This window comes from Rhodanobacter sp. OR92, assembly GCF_000427545.1.
Classification (GTDB): domain Bacteria; phylum Pseudomonadota; class Gammaproteobacteria; order Xanthomonadales; family Rhodanobacteraceae; genus Rhodanobacter; species Rhodanobacter denitrificans.
This window is the reverse complement of record NZ_ATYF01000006.1, coordinates 429,451-443,413: the sequence shown is the minus strand read 5'-3', so window position 1 is coordinate 443,413 and position 13,963 is coordinate 429,451. Positions and strand designations below refer to the sequence as shown.

Here is a 13,963-nt window from a genome sequence, read left to right as displayed (position 1 = left end):
GGCAGGTTAAACGAAGACGGCCGCGGCGGTTGCCCGGCGCGGCCGCTGTTACTGGAAGTGCGGCCACGAATGGCCGCTCACTCGATCCTGGCGATCAGGGATGAGCGCCAGCGTCACTCATCAGGCGGCCTGGGGCTTGGCCGCGTCCTCGCGATCGACGTGGTGGGTGATCCACCACTGCTGGCCGAGACCGACGATGCCGTTGACGGCGTAGTACAGGCACAGGCCGGCAGGGAAGAACGCGAACATCACGGTGAACAGCAGCGGCATCACCTTCATCATCTTCGCCTGGGTCGGGTCCATGCCCGCGGCGACCGGGTTCAGCCACTGCGTGCCCAGCATCACCAGTGCGTAGATAATCGGCAGAATGTAGAACGGATCGGGCGCGCTCAGGTCGGGAATCCACAGGAACGGCGCGTGGCGCAGTTCCAGGCTGTACTCGAGCACGAAGAACAGGCCGTAGAACACCGGCAGGGTGATCAGCACCGGCAGGCAGCCGCCCATCGGGTTGACCTTCTCCTTCTTGTACAGCTCCATCATCGCCGTCTGCATCTTCTGCTTGTCGTCGCCGTAGCGCTCCTTGAGCGCCTGCACGCGCGGCTGCAGCTTGCGCATGCGGGCGCTGGAGCGGTACTGGATGGCGGTGAGCTTCCAGCTCAGGCCCTTGATCAACAGCACCAGCAGGATGATCGCCACGCCCCAGTTCCTGGTGACGGCGTGGAACTGCGACAGCACCCAGTGCATCGGCACGGCGATGATCTTGAACATGCCGTAGTCGATGGTGAGGTCCAGCCCCGGCGCGATCGCGTCCATCGTGCCCTGCTTGTTCGGGCCAACATACAGGCGCGACTGGCTGGTCAGGCTCTGTCCCGGCGCCACGCTGAGCGCGGGGCCGACGGTGCGGATCAGGTAGCGCGGGTGCGCGCTGTCCGGGTTGATCGTCTGGGTGACGTACTGCTCGGTCTGGTCGGCCGGCGGAATCCACGCAGTGACGAAGTACAGCTTCAGCATCGCCGCCCAGCCGCCCTTGATCGAGGCGTTGAGCTGGTCTTTCGGTTCGGCGAAATTCTTGAACGGCAGCTTCTCGAACTTCTCGCCGGTGTACCAGGCGGCGCCCTGGAAGCTGCGTGTCTCGGGGTTGGTGTAGTTCGCCAGCCAGTTGCCGGCCTTCGGCGGCTCGACCCGCAGCAGTTGCTGGTAGGCGTTGCCCTGCCACGGCGCGGCGCTGCCGTTGTCGATGCGCTGGCTGACGCCGATGACGTAGCTGCCCCGCTTGAAGGTGTAGGTCTTGGTGACCTTGAGGCCGGCGGCGTCCTGCCAGGTGAGGTCGACCTTCAGCTCGTCCTGGCCGGGGGCGAGCGCGTAGGCGCTCTTCTCGGCGTGGAACAGCGCCAGGTGGTTCGGCTGGTCGGCCGGCGCGCTGTCGCTGTTGCTGACCAAGCCGTTCTGCGCCACCGAATAGCGCTCGGGATCGCTGGTCAGCAGCACGGTCGGCGGCGGGTTCGGCGCCTTGTGCGTGCGCGGCGCCTGCGGGTAGGCCAGCAGGTCGGCGTGCACCAGGCTGCCGCCGCGGGTATCCACGGTGAGCTTGAGTACGTCGGTCTCGACGCTGATCAGTTGCGCCGCGGCGGGTGTGGCGGCAGCCGCGTCACCGGCGCTCGGCGGCGTGGCCGCCGAGCCTGGCGCGGAGGCGGCCGGGATCGCGCCCGGTACACCGGCGTCCGCCGAAGATGCGGCTGCGCCGACGGCGCTGGTTGCCGTGGCCGGCGGCGGCGCGTAATCCTTCTCCCAGGCGAGGAACAGGAAGTAGGCCACGGCCAGCAGGGCGAACAGGAGGAAGGTGCGCGTTTGATTCATCGCGTAGCAGATCCGGGTAACGCCACGACACGTGTCCACGCCGCGGAGACAGGAAGGAAAAAGGTCAACGCTCGATTGTGGTGGTGTCGCCCGCGGGCTTCAATGGCCCCGACGTCGCGGCATGGCCGGCCAGCAGTTTTTTCCACAAGCCGTCGAGTTCGGCCAGCAGCTGCGGCCCGGGTACGCCGGCGGCCTGTTCGCGCGCCATCACCATCATGTCGACCGCCGGCAGCCGGTGGCGCACGCGCCGGAACGACTCGCGCAGCAGGCGCTTGATCCGGTTGCGCTCGACTGCGCGCTTGGAGACGCGCTTGGAGATCGCCAGGCCGAGCCGGGCATGGCCGAGCCCGTTGTCGCGATAGCGCATATGAAAACAGCGGCCGCCTGCGCGTCCGCTGCTGCTTCGCAAGGCGGCGAAGTCACCCGGCCGACGTAACCGCGCTTCGCGCGGCAGCCCGGCGCTGGACATGACGCTCGCGCCGATTACGGGATCAGGCGCTTGCGGCCCTTGGCGCGACGGGCGTTGAGGACTTTGCGGCCGTCGGCGGTGGCCATACGGGCACGGAAACCGTGCGTGCGAGCGCGCTTGAGCTTGCTGGGCTGGAAGGTCCGCTTCATGGGTTGCTCCGAAGGGAATGTGGATAAAAAGGTTGGAAAGTATGTGGGGTGAATGACGCCACTGTCAAATGGCGGTGGAGGGCACCCTGTGGATACCGCTGTGGATAGGTGGGCGGCCGGGGGCGTGTGGGAGGCTGCTAGACTACCCCATCACCCCGCGCGCAAGCGCTCCCAAGCTGTGGTTGATCCTATCCATGAGTGATCTGTGGCGGCGCTGCCTTGAGCGCCTCGAAGGCGAGCTGAGCGCCGAAGACCTGCATACCTGGCTGATGCCGCTGCAGGCGCGCGAAGACGCCAACGGCCTGCAGTTGTTCGCGCCCAATTCCTACACCCTGGACACCGTGCGCGGGCGCTACCTGGAACAGATCGAGGCGATGCTGCTGCAGCTTGCCGGCAAGCCGTGTCCGGTGCGGCTGGAGGTCGGTTCCAGTGCGGTCCGGCCGGCACCGCCGGCGAAGGTAGCCGCGGCGCCCCGGGTCGCCATGACGGCGGCCGCCGCGTTCAGCCACAACCTCGACCCGCACTACACCTTCGAAACCTTCGTCGAGGGCAAATCCAACCAGCTCGGCAAGGCCGCCGCCATGCAGGTGGCGACCAATCCGGGCCGGGCCTACAACCCGCTGCTGCTGTACGGCGGCACCGGCCTGGGCAAGACCCACCTGATGCATGCTGCCGGCAACCTGATGCGCGAACGCAACCCGGACTGCAAGGTGCTGTACCTGCGCTCGGAGCAATTCGTGGGCTCGATGATCGAGGCCTTGCGCGCCAAGAGCATGGACCAGTTCAAGCAGCGCTTCCGCTCGGTCGACGCGCTGCTGATCGACGACATCCAGTTCTTCGCCGGCAAGGACACCACGCAGGAGGAGTTCTTCCACACCTTCAACGCGCTGTTCGAGTCCAAGCAGCAGATCATCCTCACCTGCGACCGCTATCCGAAGGAAGTGGACAAGCTGGAGCCGCGGCTGAAGTCGCGGCTGGGCTGGGGCCTGTCGGTGGCGATCGAGCCACCGGATTTCGAAACCCGCGCGGCAATCCTGCTGTCCAAGGCGCACGAGAAGGGGGTGGCCGTGGACGAACACGTGGCGATGCTGCTGGCCAAACGCATCCGCTCCAACGTGCGCGACCTGGAGGGCGCGCTGAACACGCTGGCGGCACGGGCGAATTTCTATGGCAAGCCGATCACCACCGACTTCGCCGAGGAAACCCTGCGCGACCTGCTGGCCACGCATGCGCAGGCGGTCACCATCCCGAACATCCAGAAGATCACCGCCGAGTACTTCAACGTGCGCCTGCAGGACCTGTTGTCCAAACGCCGCGTACGCTCGCTGGCGCGGCCGCGGCAGATCGCAATGACCTTGTCCAAGGAGCTGACCGAGCACAGCCTGCCGGAAATCGGCGAGGCGTTCGGCGGGCGCGACCACACGACCGTGATGCACGCCTGCAAGACGATCCGCAAGTTCATCGAGACGGACGCACGCATGCGCCAAGACTGGGAGCAACTGATTCGCACGCTGACCGGTTGAGCGACGATCGGCAAAGTTTATGGATAAGCGGGGGCCCAAGCTGTGGATAATGGGTGGACAGATCGGTCCTTGAAGTTATCCACAAACAGCCCACCGGCAGGCCGCCCTTTCAGGCACAATCAAGAATCATTGCAAATCATTGATAGACAAAAGAAAAACAGGTCGTGAACGTTATCCACCGGTACCACCACAACCACCAACTTCTTTTAAAGACAGAACAGCAGGTATAGGGGAAGCACAGCCATGCAATTCAGCATCCAACGAGAAGCTCTGCTCAAGCCGCTGCAGCAGGTGGTTGGTGTGGTTGAACGCCGCCAGACGCTACCCGTGCTGGCCAACCTGCTGGTCCGGGTCGGCAACGGCAAGTTGTCGCTGACCGGAACCGACCTGGAAGTGGAGATGGTCGCCACGACCGAGGCGGAGAAGCTGGTCGACGGCGAGGTCACCATTCCCGCCCGCAAGCTGTTCGACATCGTGCGGGCGCTGCCCGACGGCGCCCGCATCGAGCTCAAGCTGAACGGCGACCGCGTGGCGCTCAGTGCCGGGCGCAGCCGTTTCACACTGACCACCCTGCCAGCCAGCGAATTTCCCACGATCGACGAAATCGAGCTGGTCGAAAAGGTCAGCCTGCCCGAGGAAGCGTTGCGCGACCTGATGGAGCGCACCGCGTTCGCCATGGCAAACCAGGACGTGCGCTACTACTTGAACGGCATGTTGCTGGACCTGCAGGAGCACACCCTGCGCTGCGTGGCTACCGACGGCCACCGTCTGGCGATGAAGGAAACCGAGCTGCAGAGCTCGGTCAGCGCGCGCCGGCAGATCATCATTCCACGCAAGGGCGTCAACGAACTGATCGGCCTGCTGGAAAGCGGTGACGGCCAGGTCGAACTGGAGTTCGGTCGCAACCACCTGCGCGTACGCCGCGGCGACGTGGTGTTCACCTCCAAGCTGATCGACGGCCGCTTCCCGGACTACGAAGCGGTGATTCCGCTGGGTGCCGACAAGACTGCCACGCTGGATCGGGAAGTGCTGCGTGGCGCCCTGCAGCGCGCGGCGATCCTGTCGAACGAGAAGTACCGCGGCGTGCGGCTGGAATTGTCGCCGGGCAAGCTGCGCATCGTGGCGCACAACCCGGAGCAGGAGGAAGCCGTGGAGGAGGTCGAGGCCGACACCCACGTGTCTGATCTGGCGGTTGGCTTCAACGTAGGCTACCTGCTCGATGCGCTGGCGGCGCTGCGCGGCGAACAGGCCCGGCTCAGCCTGCGCGACGCGCAGTCGAGCTGCCTGGTGCAGGAACACGACAACGAGCATGCCCGCCACGTGATCATGCCGCTGCGGCTCTGACGGCCGACCGATGGCGCTCGCCACGCACGGCAAGCCAGGGCAACGCCGGGGCCCCCCGCAGGGACCCCGGCGTTGCCGTTTGTGGGCGCCTTGCCCGTGAGGTTGCAGCAGCTTCGGATACGCGGACTGCGTTGCCTCACCGACGTCGATGCGGTGCTGGGTCCGGCTATCAATGTTTTCGTGGGCGCGAACGGCGCCGGCAAGACCAGCGTGCTGGAAGCGGCGTTCCTGCTTTCACATGCCCGCTCCTTCCGCAGCGGGGCGAAGGAGGCGCTGTTGCAGCGGGGCGCCACGCAGTTGTCGATCTTTGCCGAGTTGTGTCATGCCGACCGGCGGGTGTGCCGGCTGGGCCTGGGCCGCGCCGGAGCGGGCTGGGAGGCGAAGCTCGATGGTTCGGGCGTCCCGCTCGGGCAACTGGTGAGCGAATGCGCGGTGGTCTGCTTCGAGCCAGGGTCGCACGCCCTGATCGCCGGCGCGGCCGAGGAGCGCCGACGCTACCTGGACTGGGGTGTGTTCCACGTGGAACATGCGTTTCTGTCCTGCTGGCGCCGCTACCAGCGGGCGCTGAAACAGCGCAACAGTCTGTTGCGTTCCCTCTCGCCCCCCGGCGACGAGCTGTTTGCGCCATGGGAGGCCGAACTGGCGCAGGCTGCCGATCAAATCGATCGGCAGCGGCGCGCCTACCTGGATCGGCTGCGCCCGCGGCTGCAGGGCAGCATCGCGGGTTTGCTGCCGGAACTGGGGGCGTTCGCGCTGCGTTATCGCCGCGGCTGGTCGGACGAGCTGGATCTGGCCCGGCAGCTGCGCGAGCAACGGGGCAGGGACCTGGCACGCGGGCACACCACGCTCGGCGCGCATCGGGCCGACTGGTCGATCACGTTCGAACAGGCGCCACTGCGTGAGCATCTGTCCCGCGGCCAGGAGAAACTCACCGCGCTGGCCTGCCTGCTGGCCCAGGCCGAACTGTATGCCGAGCATCGCGGGGAATGGCCCATCGTCTGCCTGGACGATCTCGCCTCCGAACTGGATCAGGCGCACCAGCTTGCGGTGGTGACGCTGCTGCGGGCGGCCGACACCCAAGTCCTGCTGACCGGCACCGAGCTGCCGGCCGCGCTGCAGGGACTCCCTGCCTGCGTGTTCCACGTGGAACAAGGCAGGCTGGCGCGCCTGCTATAATCAAAAGGTTGCATCTCCCAGGATTGCATAACCCTGTCCGGCCATCCACGGCGCCGTGTCGGGCGGGTCGCTGGCGCCAGGAAACGGTCAACGCATGAACGAATCCAACAACGAATCGCATTACGACTCCAGCAACATCAAGGTCCTCAAGGGCCTGGAAGCGGTGCGCAAGCGCCCGGGCATGTACATCGGCGACACCGATGACGGCACCGGCCTGCACCACATGGTGTTCGAGGTCGTCGACAACGCGATCGACGAGGCGCTGGCCGGCTACTGCGACAAGGTGGTAGTCACCATCCTCGACGACGGTTCGGTCAGCGTCAGCGACAACGGCCGCGGCATTCCCGTCGACATCCATCCGGAGGAGGGCCGTTCCACCGCCGAGGTGGTGATGACGGTACTGCATGCCGGCGGCAAGTTCGACGCGAATTCGTACAAAGTCTCCGGCGGCCTGCACGGCGTGGGCGTATCGGTGGTGAACGCGCTGAGCGACCACCTGTGGCTGACCATCCATCGCGACGGCCACGAATACCTGCAGGAGTACGCGCTCGGCGAGCCGCTGTACCCCCTGAAAGAGGTCGGTCCGTCGACCAAGCGCGGCACCCTGGTGCGCTTCCTGCCCAGCCCGGCCACGTTCACCAACAACATCGATTTCCACTACGAGATCCTGGCCAAGCGCCTGCGCGAGCTGGCCTTCCTCAATTCCGGCGTCACCATCGAGCTGAAGGACGACCGCGGCGAAGGGCGCTCGGACACGTTTGCCTACCAGGGCGGCATCCGCTCGTTCGTGCAGCATCTGGCCCAGCTGAAGACCGCGCTGCATCCGAACGTGATCAGCCTGAGCGCGGAGCAGGACGGCATCGTGGTGGAAGTGGCGATGCAGTGGACCGACTCCTACCAGGAGACGATGTTCTGTTTCACCAACAACATCCCGCAGCGCGACGGCGGCACCCACCTCACCGGTTTCCGTGCCGCGCTGACCCGCTCGTTGCAGAACTATATCGAGAAAGAAGGTCTGGCCAAGACCGCCAAGGTTGCGCTGTCCGGCGACGACATGCGCGAGGGCATGATCGCGGTGCTGTCGGTGAAGGTGCCCGACCCGAAGTTCTCCTCGCAGACCAAGGACAAGCTGGTCTCGTCCGAGGTCAAGACGGTGGTGGAGCAGGTCGTCAACGAGAAGCTCGGCGAGTTCCTGCTGGAGCATCCGAACGAAGCCAAGGCGATCGCCTCCAAGGTGGTCGACGCCGCCCGTGCCCGCGAAGCCGCCCGCAAGGCGCGCGAGATGACCCGGCGCAAGGGTGCGCTGGACATCGCCGGCCTGCCCGGCAAGCTGGCCGACTGCCAGGAGAAGGATCCGGCGCTGTGCGAACTGTTCCTGGTCGAGGGCGACTCCGCCGGCGGCTCGGCCAAGCAGGGCCGCAACCGCAAGACCCAGGCCGTGCTGCCGCTCAAGGGCAAGATCCTCAACGTGGAGAAGGCGCGCTTCGATCGCATGCTGGCGTCGGCGGAGGTCGGCACCCTGATCACCGCGCTGGGCACCGGCATCGGCAAGGAGGAGTACAACCCGGACAAGCTGCGCTACCACCGCATCATCCTGATGACCGATGCGGACGTCGACGGCTCGCACATCCGCACCTTGCTGCTGACCTTCTTCTACCGGCAGATGCCGGAGCTGATCGAGCGCGGCCACATCTACATCGGCCTGCCGCCGCTGTACAAGGTGAAGCAGGGCAAGCAGGAGCTGTACATCAAGGACGACACCGCGCTGAACGACTATCTGATTTCCAGTGCGGTGGACAACGCCGCGCTGACCTACAGCCCGGACGCGCCGCCGATCACCGGCGAGGCGCTGGAAAAGCTGCTGCGCGGTTACCAGCACGCGCTGGACCAGATCGCCAAGCTGGCGCACCGCTTCGATGCCGCCGTGCTGAACGCCTTGCTCGAACACCCGCCGATCACGCCCGCGCTGTGGTCCGACGCGACCCTGATGCAGACTTGGCTGGATGGTGCCACCCGCCGCCTGGCCGCCAGCGGGCTGGGCAAGCCGCATTACCGCATGTCGCTGCGTCCGGCGCACGGCGAGCAGACGGCGGCGATCGAGGTGGTGAAGGAACAGCACGGGCTCAGCCATACCTGGTTGCTGCCTCAGCCATTCTTCGCCAGCGCCGAGTTCCGCCCGCTGCTGGCGATCAGCCAGCAGATCGCCGGCATGATCCAGCCCGATGCCGTGGTGCGTCGCGGCAATGCCTCGCGCGGCGTGCTCAGCTTCCTGGAGGCGCGCGGCTGGCTGCTGGAGGAGGCGAAGAAGGGGCGCAGCATCCAGCGCTTCAAGGGCCTGGGCGAGATGAACCCCGAGCAGCTGTGGGACACCACGGTGAACCCGGACACCCGGCGCATGCTGCAGGTCGGCATCGAGGATGCGTTTGCCGCCGACCAGATGTTTTCGATGCTGATGGGCGAGGCGGTCGAACCGCGCCGCGACTTCATCGAGGCGAACGCATTGAAGGTCGCCAACCTCGACATCTGAAACAGCTCGCGCCGATGTGCCGGCCGGCGCCAGGCGTCGGCCGGCGGCATGCCCATTGGGCGCCTTGCCGCGTGGTGCGGCGCCAAGCAATTGATTTTCAACAGGCTTTGATGCGGCAGTGCAACTTGTTATCCCGTGCCGGGTCGAGTTACGCTCCGCAATCCCCCGCGTCATCACGACACGCCCAGACATCAGAGGATCACCATGAAGCATGCCCGAGGGTTAACCATGCTGGCCGGCATTGCGCTGCTGCTGGGCGTGGCCAGCAGCCCGGCACTGGCGCGCAAGAGCGACGACGCCAAACCCAAGAAGGAAGTGCTGTATCCGAACGCGACGCGCGTCGAGCCGAAGCTCGACCTGAGCAGCGTGAAGGATCAGAAGAACCTCAACGACGGCCTGGATGCGGTCAACGAGGGCGACAAGGCCAAGGCCGAGCAACTGCTGCAGCCGATCATCGACGGCAGCAAGAGCAAGTACGCTCAGGCGCTCGCCCTGCAGGGCATGGCCAGCCTCCACTACAACGACGGCGACACCAAGGGCGCGATCGCCGCGCTGCAGCGCTCGCTGGCGCTTGGCGTGATGCCGAATGACACCTACTTCCAGTTGATGTACATGCTGGCGCAGTTCCAGCTGGCCGACGAGCAGTACCAGGCCGCGCTGGACACGATCGCCAAGTGGCGCGCCGAAGGCAAGAAGGAAACCGCCGATTCGTACGCGCTCGAAGGCAATGCCGACTATCGGCTCGGCAAATATCCCGAGGCGATCGCCGCCATCACCAAGGCCAAGTCGCTGACCGACAAGCCGCAGCCGACCTGGGACCAGATCCTGATGGCCAGCTACGCCGAATCCGGCCAGGACGACAAGGCAGCCGCACTGGCTACCAGCCAGCTCAGTTCCAATCCGGACGACCCGAACGTGCTCAACAACGCGGTCGCCGTGCTGATGCAGGCGCACAAGTACCCCGAAGCGATCCAGATGCTGGAAAAGGCCCGCGCCGCCGGCAAGCTCGGCAAGGACACCCAGTATGTGAACCTGGCCAAGCTGTACCTGATCAGCGGCCAGGACAGTTCCGATCCTGCGCCGAACGCGCTCAAGGCCCAGCAGGTGCTTGAGGACGGTATCGGCAAGGGCGTGCTCAAACCCGACGCGGAAACCTACGTGCTGCTCGGCCAGTCCGCCGAGATCGGCAACAACATCGACAAGGCGATCGGCTATTACAACAAGGCCATCCCGCTGGCCAGCAACGGTGAGGCCGCGCTGCGCGCAGGACGCCTGCTGCTGAGCGAGAACAAGTACAGCCAGGCCAAGGGCCTGGTCCAGCAGGCGATCGACAAGGGCGTGCAGCACAAGGGTACGGCGTACATGCTGCTGGCCGAGTCCGAGCGTGGCTTGAAGAACAAGCCGGCGGCGATCGCCGCGATGAAGAAGGCCGCACAGGATCCGGAGACGGCGGCGAAGGCAAGGGACTGGCTGAAAAAGACCGGCGCCGAGTGACCGGCCGAGGCACCTGGCAGGTCGCGGGGTGGATGGACGTCCATATGATTCGCCCCGCGGCGCTATACAAATGTCATGTGCTGTTGTACCGTTGAAACCTTTCCCTGCGTCTCCCCAGCGGCATGTTCCCTTCGGATCCGTCAAGGCATCAGACGACGGCTTCGGGGCCAAGCCCTGCGGCAACGTTCTCCTTCGGTTTGATCAGCTCCAGACAGTGACAGATGGCCTCAAGTAACGAAGAAATCGGGCGCGAGCCGTTTAGTTGGAAACGCACCTGGGCATTGGCAGTTGCCATCGGGCTGCATGCGTTTGCCTTCCTGTTGATCGTGGCGCCGATGGCGCCACCGAATCAGAACCACAAGGAAAAGGAACGCATCGTCCAGGTGAACTTCATCGAGCCGCCGCCGCCGCCGCCGCCGCCGCCGCCGCCGCCGCCGGAGCCGCCGAAGCAGCCGCCGCCGAAGATCATCCAGCAGATCAAGCCGCCGCCGACCCCGCCGCCGCCGACGCCGCCGCCACCGGTGGATGAGGTTTCAGCGAACGCGACTCCGGCACCGCCACCGGCGCCGCCGGCTCCGCCTGCGCCGCCTTCGGATATCACGGCCAGTTCGGACCTGAGCTACAACAGCCGTCTTCAGCCGAAGTACCCGCCGCAGGCGATCCGTCAGCGGCATGAGGGTACGGTCGTGCTGATGATCCTGGTGGGCGTGGATGGTTCGCCGAAGGACATCAAGATCGACCGCTCCAGCGGTTACCACGAACTCGATCGTGCTGCCATGGATGCCGCACGTCGTTGGCGCTTCAATCCAACGATTCGAAATGGACAAAAAGTTGAAGGGTACGCACGCGTTCCGGTCAACTTCAATCTCAACCAGCTGTAACCGGGTCCGCCCGGTTACAGTTACAGTTCACGCTTGACTTCCTTAGGGTAGCGTTATGTTCCTACAAACTCCTGCAACGACCGATGCCGCACAAGCTTTGGGTGGCAACACCAATGCTGAAGCCATGAAGGCCATGGGCTTTGGTGATTTGATCCACAATTTTGATCCGCTCGGTTGGGTCGTCTTCGTGACCCTGGTCGTGATGTCGTTCCTGTCGTGGTACTTCATCGTCGCCAACGGCATCCGCAATGCGACGGTGAAGGCCCGCGCCGACAAGGTCATCGACGGCTTCTGGGGCAACGGCTCCACCCAGGACGCGATCCGTGAACTGGAAGCCCAGCCGCGCAGCGAGCCGTTCTCCAAGATCGCGCTCGACGCCGCCTCGGCGGTCGCCCACCACCAGCAGGCCACAGCGGCGGCCGGCACCACCGGACGTCTGGCCGAGTCGCTGAGCCGTTCCGAGTTCATCGACCGCGCCCTGCGTCAGGCCGTGGCCCGCGAGAGCATGCGCCTGGAAGGCGGCATGACCCTGCTCGCCACGGTGGGCTCGGCCGCGCCGTTCGTCGGTCTGCTCGGTACCGTGTGGGGCATCTATCATGCTTTGATCAAGATTGCCGCTTCTGGCAACGCGTCGATGAACGCGGTGGCCGGCCCGGTCGGCGAGGCGCTGATCATGACCGCGTTCGGTCTGTTCGCCGCGATCCCGGCGCTGTTCGCCTACAACTTCTTCAGCCGCTCGAACCGCGTGGTCTATGCACGCTTCGACGAATTCGCGCACGACCTGCACGACTTCTTCGCCACCGGTTCGCGCGTCGAAAGCCAGAAGTGAGGGATTGACCCATGGCAGTCAGCCTAGGTGGCAATTCCGGCGGTCCGATGTCGGAAATCAACGTCACGCCGCTGGTCGACGTGATGCTGGTTTTGCTGATCATCTTCATGATCACGGCGCCGCTGATGTCGCACTCCATCACGATCGATCTGCCGATCGCGAATCCGAAGACCAAGGATGCGGAGTTGCCGGTGGCGCCTCTGGATCTGGCGGTCAAGCAGGACGGCAGCTTGTACTTCAATGACCACCTGGTCACCGAAGCCGAGTTGCGGGCGCAGTTTGCGGTGAATGCGCAGAAGTCGCCCCAGCCGGAACTGCAGATCCGTGCGGACAAGAACACCGAGTTCAAGATCGTGAAGAAGATCATCGGCGACGCCAAGGATTCGGGCATGGTCCATGTCGGCTTCATGACCACCGACGCGCCGAAGGGGTAACGAGATGTCTTTCTCCACCAAAACCAGCGGTCCGATGTCGGAGATCAACGTCACGCCGCTGGTCGACGTGATGCTGGTGCTCTTGATCATCTTCATGATCACGGCGCCGGTGCTGGCGCACAAGATCCAGGTCGACCTGCCGCAGCCGAACCCGAACCCGACGCCGCCGACCACGCCGCTGGATCCGATCCACCTGAAGATCGACCAGGCCGGTGCGCTGTACTGGAACGACACGCCGGTCGACGAGCTGGGCCTGAAGGCACAGCTCGCGGTGATCGCCCAGCAGAGCAACCAGCCGGAAATCCAGATCGCCGCGGATGACGCGGTGGCCTACCAGTACGTGGCGCGCGTGCTGGCGGATGCGAAGAGCTACAACCTGGTCAAGATCGGTTTCACCGAGAACTTCTGACCGGGCGCTGCCGCGGCAGCACGCAGCATCGAAGACCCCCGCCCTGTGCGGGGGTTTTTGTTTGCGTGAGCGGGCCGCGGGGCAGCGCTCAGCGCAGGATCTGCAGGTAGTTGCGCACGGTGGTGGCCAGTCCTTCGTACAGCGCCTCGCCGATCAGCGCATGGCCGATGGAGACTTCGGCCAGTCCGGGAATCGCCGCCTTGAAGGTGCCCAGGTTCGCCTGGCTGAGGTCGTGTCCGGCGTTCACCGCCAGCCCGGCCTGCTGCGCGCGGCGCGCGGTGTCGGCGCACGCGGCCAGCGCCGCCGCGGGCTGGCCATCGGCGAAGGCCTCGGCGTAGGGGCCGGTGTAGATCTCGACGCGCTGCGCGCCGATCGCTGCGGCCAGCTCGAAATCCCGGCTGCCGGCGTCGACGAACAGGCTGACCCGGCAGCCCAGGTCGCACAGTTCGCTGACCAGCGGGTGCAGCTGCGCGATGTCGCGGCGCAGGTCGAAGCCGTGGTCGGAGGTGATCTGGCCGTCGCTGTCCGGCACCAGGGTCACCTGGGTCGGGCGCACCTCGCGGGCCAGCGCGATCAGTCCCGGGTAGTCGCCGCGGGCGGCGGCAAACGGGTTGCCTTCGATGTTGTACTCGACCCGCCCGCGCAGCATCGCGGCCAGTGTGCGCACGTCCTGCGGCCGCACGTGGCGCTGGTCCGGGCGCGGGTGCACGGTGATGCCGCCACAGCCGGCCTCGATGCAGGTCTGCGCGGCGCGGCAGATATCCGGTTCGTGGCCGCCGCGCGAATTGCGCAGCACGGCGATCTTGTTGAGGTTGACACTGAGCAGGGTCATGGCGGGCGGTTCTTGGTGGTGGGCGATCGGCGTGGCACG

15 protein-coding genes are annotated in these 13,963 nt (G+C 65.6%); 9 read left to right on the top strand and 6 right to left on the bottom strand.

Annotated elements, in window-relative coordinates:
- Positions 1-120 precede the first annotated feature (120 nt).
- The 3 genes from yidC to rpmH all read right to left on the bottom strand — a co-directional run bounded on the left by yidC (position 121) and on the right by rpmH (position 2,475).
- A complete protein-coding gene (gene yidC, locus RHOOR92_RS0104980; protein WP_027489760.1) occupies positions 121-1,857 on the bottom strand; it encodes a membrane protein insertase YidC in 1,737 nt (578 codons plus the stop codon).
- A 64-nt stretch (positions 1,858-1,921) separates the two neighbouring features.
- Entirely contained in the window at positions 1,922-2,326 is a 405-nt protein-coding gene (rnpA, locus tag RHOOR92_RS18540; protein WP_027485064.1) for a ribonuclease P protein component, read from the bottom strand.
- Between the two features lie 14 nt (positions 2,327-2,340).
- Complete coding sequence (gene rpmH / locus RHOOR92_RS0104970; protein ID WP_007510029.1) at positions 2,341-2,475, bottom strand: 50S ribosomal protein L34; 135 nt, start codon at positions 2,473-2,475, stop codon at positions 2,341-2,343.
- 194 nt (positions 2,476-2,669) lie between these two features.
- On the opposite strand from rpmH, the gene dnaA reads away from it, so the two are divergent.
- The 5 genes from dnaA to RHOOR92_RS0104945 all read left to right on the top strand — a co-directional run bounded on the left by dnaA (position 2,670) and on the right by RHOOR92_RS0104945 (position 10,539).
- On the top strand, positions 2,670-3,998 hold the full coding sequence (gene dnaA, locus RHOOR92_RS0104965) for a chromosomal replication initiator protein DnaA (protein ID WP_007510031.1): 1,329 nt from the start codon (positions 2,670-2,672) through the stop codon (positions 3,996-3,998).
- A gap of 243 nt (positions 3,999-4,241) precedes the next feature.
- Positions 4,242-5,342 (top strand): DNA polymerase III subunit beta, encoded by a 1,101-nt coding sequence (gene dnaN / locus RHOOR92_RS0104960; RefSeq protein WP_007510034.1) that lies wholly within the window; start codon positions 4,242-4,244, stop codon positions 5,340-5,342.
- Between the two features lie 81 nt (positions 5,343-5,423).
- A complete protein-coding gene (gene recF / locus RHOOR92_RS0104955; RefSeq protein WP_306460401.1) occupies positions 5,424-6,518 on the top strand; it encodes a DNA replication/repair protein RecF in 1,095 nt (364 codons plus the stop codon).
- A gap of 94 nt (positions 6,519-6,612) precedes the next feature.
- Positions 6,613-9,045, top strand: a complete 2,433-nt coding sequence (gene gyrB / locus RHOOR92_RS0104950; RefSeq protein ID WP_007510038.1) for a DNA topoisomerase (ATP-hydrolyzing) subunit B — start codon at positions 6,613-6,615, stop codon at positions 9,043-9,045.
- A 228-nt stretch (positions 9,046-9,273) separates the two neighbouring features.
- On the top strand, positions 9,274-10,539 hold the full coding sequence (locus RHOOR92_RS0104945; RefSeq protein WP_027489759.1) for a tetratricopeptide repeat protein: 1,266 nt from the start codon (positions 9,274-9,276) through the stop codon (positions 10,537-10,539).
- 148 nt (positions 10,540-10,687) lie between these two features.
- Here the strand turns inward: RHOOR92_RS0104945 and RHOOR92_RS19935 are convergent, their stop codons facing one another.
- Both RHOOR92_RS19935 and RHOOR92_RS19930 read right to left on the bottom strand, forming a co-directional pair.
- The gene (locus RHOOR92_RS19935) at positions 10,688-10,834 is read right to left on the bottom strand and encodes a hypothetical protein (RefSeq protein ID WP_231378331.1); all 147 of its coding nucleotides are present in this window, start codon (positions 10,832-10,834) and stop codon (positions 10,688-10,690) included.
- A gap of 54 nt (positions 10,835-10,888) precedes the next feature.
- Positions 10,889-11,140 (bottom strand): hypothetical protein, encoded by a 252-nt coding sequence (locus tag RHOOR92_RS19930; RefSeq protein WP_231378330.1) that lies wholly within the window; start codon positions 11,138-11,140, stop codon positions 10,889-10,891.
- Between RHOOR92_RS19930 and RHOOR92_RS20045 the strand changes: the two genes are divergently transcribed.
- From RHOOR92_RS20045 to RHOOR92_RS0104925, 4 genes are all read left to right on the top strand, one after another.
- Positions 11,061-11,420, top strand: a complete 360-nt coding sequence (locus RHOOR92_RS20045) for an energy transducer TonB (RefSeq protein ID WP_255326663.1) — start codon at positions 11,061-11,063, stop codon at positions 11,418-11,420. The two genes, RHOOR92_RS19930 and RHOOR92_RS20045, sit on opposite strands and share 80 nt — an antisense overlap.
- Before the next feature lie 97 nt (positions 11,421-11,517).
- Positions 11,518-12,249, top strand: coding sequence for a MotA/TolQ/ExbB proton channel family protein (locus RHOOR92_RS0104935; RefSeq protein ID WP_027489758.1), 732 nt, complete (start codon positions 11,518-11,520; stop codon positions 12,247-12,249).
- An 11-nt stretch (positions 12,250-12,260) separates the two neighbouring features.
- Complete coding sequence (locus tag RHOOR92_RS0104930) at positions 12,261-12,683, top strand: biopolymer transporter ExbD (RefSeq protein WP_007510046.1); 423 nt, start codon at positions 12,261-12,263, stop codon at positions 12,681-12,683.
- Positions 12,684-12,687: 4 nt separating this feature from the next.
- Entirely contained in the window at positions 12,688-13,092 is a 405-nt protein-coding gene (locus RHOOR92_RS0104925) for a biopolymer transporter ExbD (RefSeq protein WP_007510047.1), read from the top strand.
- 88 nt (positions 13,093-13,180) lie between these two features.
- Here RHOOR92_RS0104925 and RHOOR92_RS0104920 read toward each other — a convergent pair whose 3' ends face one another.
- On the bottom strand, positions 13,181-13,924 hold the full coding sequence (locus RHOOR92_RS0104920) for a pyridoxine 5'-phosphate synthase (RefSeq protein ID WP_015446342.1): 744 nt from the start codon (positions 13,922-13,924) through the stop codon (positions 13,181-13,183).
- Positions 13,925-13,963: the final 39 nt, after the last annotated feature.